The sequence below is a fragment of the Microbacterium sp. BF1 genome (genome assembly GCF_019279095.1).
GTDB classification, from domain to species: Bacteria; Actinomycetota; Actinomycetes; order Actinomycetales; family Microbacteriaceae; genus Microbacterium; species Microbacterium maritypicum.
Genome location: NZ_JAGYWT010000257.1, coordinates 1 through 3,486, shown reverse-complemented (window position 1 = coordinate 3,486; position 3,486 = coordinate 1). Strand labels below are relative to the sequence as shown.

At 68.3% G+C, this 3,486-nt stretch carries 2 protein-coding genes and 1 pseudogene; all 3 read left to right on the top strand.

Features of this window, described 5'->3' with window-relative positions:
- Positions 1–134: 134 nt before the first annotated feature.
- Positions 135–422, top strand: a pseudogene (locus KZA10_RS09965) (DUF501 domain-containing protein); the annotation flags it as partial.
- Positions 419–1,726 (top strand): S8 family serine peptidase, encoded by a 1,308-nt coding sequence (locus KZA10_RS09960; protein ID WP_218682785.1) that lies wholly within the window; start codon positions 419–421, stop codon positions 1,724–1,726. The pseudogene KZA10_RS09965 and the gene KZA10_RS09960, both read left to right, overlap by 4 nt.
- Positions 1,727–1,751: 25 nt before the next feature.
- A complete protein-coding gene (locus KZA10_RS09955) occupies positions 1,752–3,242 on the top strand; it encodes an FAD-dependent oxidoreductase (protein WP_218682786.1) in 1,491 nt (496 codons plus the stop codon).
- The last annotated feature ends 244 nt before the right edge of the window (positions 3,243–3,486 follow it).

Genomic DNA, 3,486 nt, shown 5'->3' with positions numbered 1-3,486 from the left:
CGGTTCGGTGCGTTCTTCGTCAGTCATGAATCAATCTCTCTGTCACACATCTGGTCTGAGCCCGCGGGCATCAGATGTCGAGGAAGCGGACATCCTTGGCGTTGCGCTGGATGAAGCTGCGTCGGGAAGCCCTTCTCGTCGACGACGAGGCAGTGGCGTCGGCGTATCTCGCAGCCCACGAGGCCTACCTCGCTGACCGGAGGCAGTTCGGCGAGGTCTCCGAGATCGACGGCATCTCCGCCGGGGGAATGCCCACGCGCGTCAAATGCCTGCATGCTCTGGCCGGGCATGCCCTGGCCGCAGGCCCGGGAGTCAACCCGATCGGCGACGCCGCACTCGCTCGATCCTCCTGGTCGCCTTCGGTCTGCCGTTGTGAAGACCCTGGCGCCGCCCTGCGCGATGAGGCGGCTTCCGCGGTATGACCGCACGCCGGACGCTGCGCAGCGCTGCCGCCATCGTGGTGGTGGCGGCGACGGTGCTGCTCCTCGGCGTCGCACCGACTCCGGCCCCGATCCCCGACGACCCTGCCGACCCGGTGCGGGCTTCGGAGTACTGGCTCGACGGGGCGCGGATCCGTGAGGCCTGGCAGACCACTCGTGGCAAGGGCGTCACCATCGCGGTGATCGACACCGGCATCGGCAAGGTGCCCTCGGTCTTCGGCGACGCTGTGGTGGGTGGCACCGATGTCTCGGGGTCAGGCACTCCGGACGGGCGCACGCCCCTGGGCGCCGTCGACGGCAATCACGGTTCCTGGGTGGCTTCGCTGGCTGCCGGTCGCGGTGCGCCCGACGGCACCGGCATGATCGGTGTGGCGCCGGAGGCCAACCTGCTCTCGATCTCGGTGGGGTTCAGCGCGGCCGCCGCCGTTCCGTTCACGGAGCAGGTGGCGAAGGGCATGCGCTGGGCCGTCGACAACGGTGCCGACATCATCAACCTCTCGTTCACGACGAACACGCTCGATTGGGACAAGAGCTGGGACGACGCGTTCCTGTATGCCTTCGAGCATGACGTGGTGGTCGTGGTCGCCGCCGGCAATAGGGGGAGTGGGACGAACATCATCGGCGCCCCGGCGACCATTCCCGGTGTGCTCACGGTCGGTGGCGTCGACCAGACCGGCATGGCGAGCATCGAGGCGTCGACCCAGGGCATCACGATCGGGATCTCCGCGCCCAGCGAGGGGCTCATCGGCGTCTCCGCAGACGGCACGGTCGTGCCGTGGCGCGGAACCAGTGGTGCGGCGCCCATCGTCGCGGGAGTCGCAGCGCTGATCCGCTCGGCGCACCCCGACATCAAGGCGATCGACGTCATCAACCGCATCATCAAGACCGCGATCCCCGTCCCTGATGCGGTCAAACCCCAGGATCCCCTCTACGGATACGGGCTGGTGGATGCCGCAGCGGCGATTTCCGCGAACCTCCCTGCGGTGAGCGAGAACCCCATGGGAGACCTCGCCGAGTGGATCCGCGTGTTCCGTCGCGCGGAGACGGAGCCGCAGCCGGTTCCGACGGTGACACCCGTCGCCGTCCCGCCTCTCCCCGCGCCCGATGCGCCCACCGAAGCCGGTTCACCGTTGCTTCCCAGCGCGGATTCATTGCGCTACGGTACCCTGCCGCTCATTGCGCTCACGGTCCCTGGTATCCTGGTAGCGCTTGGCGTCACCGCAGCTGCCCGGCGCATCCGATCGGCGCGCATTTCCGTACGCCGCACCCCCGACTCCGAGGAGTAGTTCTTCTGTGCCTCAGAACAGCACTGTGCCCAAGATCCTGATCGTCGGCGGAGGGTACGCGGGTTTCTACACCGCGTGGAAGCTCGAGAAGCACCTGCGCAAGGGTGAGGCCCACGTCACCATGGTCGACCCGCTGCCGTACATGACGTACCAGCCGTTCCTCCCCGAGGTCGCCGCCGGCTCGATCGAGGCCAGGCACTCGCTGGTCGCGCACCGCCGTCACCTCAAGCGCACCAACGTCCTCACCGCCAAGGTGACGAACATCAACCACGCACAGAAGGTCGCGACGATCACGCCGCCCGTCGGCGAGCCGTACGAGTTCGCGTACGACCAGATCGTCGTCACGGCCGGTGCCGTCTCGCGCACCTTCCCGATCCCCGGGATCGCCGACAACGCGATCGGACTGAAGACGATCGAAGAGGCCGTCGCGATCCGCGACAAGGTCATGTCGAGCTTCGACAAGGCCGCCTCGCTTCCCGCCGGTCCCGAGCGCGACCGTCTGCTGACCGTCGTCGTCGTCGGTGGTGGCTTCGCGGGTATCGAGGTGTTCGCCGAGCTGCGTTCCCTGACGTCCGCGCTGGTGGGCAAGTACCCGCAGATCAGCTTCGAAGACACCCACTTCCACCTCATCGAGGCGATGGGCCGCATCATGCCCGAGGTCTCGCTGCAGACCAGCGAGTGGGTGCTCAAGGACCTCGCCAAGCGCGGCGCCAACGTGCACCTCGACACGCAGCTGACGAGCGCGGTCGACGGCAACGTCGAGCTCTCCACCGGCGAGGTGATCCCGACCGACGTCATCGTGTGGACCGCAGGTGTCATGGCCAACCCGACCGTCGTGCGCGGCGGCGACCTGCCCGTCGAGGAGCGCGGTCGCATCCAGACCCGCGCCGACCTGCGCGTCGGAACCCCCGAGGCCTTCGTCGAGGGCGCGTGGGCAGCCGGAGACGTGTCCGCTGTCCCCGACCTCTCGGGCGGTGGCGTCGGCGGCTTCTGCGTGCCGAACGCCCAGCACGCGGTTCGCCAGGCGAAGCTGCTCGCGAAGAACCTCGTCGCCGTGCTGCGTGGGGAGAACCCCAAGGAGTACCTCCACAAGAACCTGGGCGCTGTCGCAGGGCTCGGCTTGTACAACGGTGTCTTCCAGTCCGGCAAGATCGCTCTCAAGGGCTTCGTGGCCTGGGTCGCGCACCGCGGCTACCACGGTCTCGCGATGCCGACGTGGGAGCGCAAGTTCCGTGTCATCTCGGGCTGGTGGAACAACCTGTGGCTCGGCCGCGACCTGGTGAACCTCGAGACCGTGCAGAACCCGCGTTACGTCTTCGAGGAGTTCGCCGCCCGCCCGCGTCCGGCCGCTCCCGCCGCTCCCGTGGCGGACGCTGCCCCGGCGGCATCGGCCGAGGCATCGGAGAAGCCCGCTGCGAAGAAGCCGGCTGCGAAGAAGCCCGCGGTGAAGAAGCCTGCCGCGAAGAAGCCTGTCGCCGAGAAGGCTCCCGAGCCGGCCGAGGCTGCAGCCAAGTAACAGACCTTCGAGTACGACGATCGGCCCTGTGCGCTCTGCGCCGGGGCCGATCGTCGTCTCTGCGGAGCGTCTCCGAGGCGGTGCACAGGTACAGCCGGTATCGTCGCGCAGGCAAGGGGAGTACTCCCGAATGCGGCGACGTCGTCATTACGAGCACGAGATCGTGCTCCGGCCCGCCGGCCCGTGAGGGTGGAGGAGACCTTGGCACCCGCATCGCGGGCTGCTGAGAGACCCTGCCGTCGTC